The 539-nt window shown below is 55.7% G+C and carries 1 pseudogene; it reads left to right on the top strand.

The features are described 5' to 3' along the window. Positions 1-170 (top strand): annotated as a pseudogene (locus tag FQ320_RS26770) (IS6 family transposase); the annotation flags it as partial. Positions 171-539 lie beyond the last annotated feature (369 nt).

Consider the following 539-nt stretch of genomic DNA (forward strand, 5'->3'; position numbering starts at 1 on the left):
AACGGGCCATGCTGCGCTTCCGGCGGATGCGAAGTTTGCAGAAATTCGTCGCCGTTCATTCTGCAGTTTACAATCACTTCAATCAGGAACGCCACCTTTACTCACGCAACAAGTTCAAGCTCAACCGTACCGCCGCTCTTGCCGAGTGGCGTGATCTCGGCGCGGCTTGAGGGGCAGCTTCACCGGCTCTGCAGAGACTGGTCCGCATTGGTCTGACAGCACCAGCAGCAGCGTTCAGGCAGTGCATGAGGCCTTCAGCCAAGATGGCATCGCTCTCCGTCCGGTTTGTATTCAAGCAGATCGCGTCCCTCGCCCGGCAGGGGACGCACGTAGCTGAGAGCGGATCATCATCGTGTTCATAACGGCTGCATCGAATGCCTAGCCTTCTATCATCCGTTTCGATCTGGAATGGCTCTGTTGATGGCGTGGATGCCCCTCCCGACGGCATCGCAATGTGCCATTGTGGTGAGTGTTAAAGCCATCACAAAAGGAAGGAGCATCCATGTCCGAAGTTACTATTATCGGTGTCGACTTGGCAA

The sequence above is a fragment of the Oceaniovalibus sp. ACAM 378 genome (genome assembly GCF_008085915.1).
GTDB lineage: Bacteria > Pseudomonadota > Alphaproteobacteria > Rhodobacterales > Rhodobacteraceae > Oceaniglobus.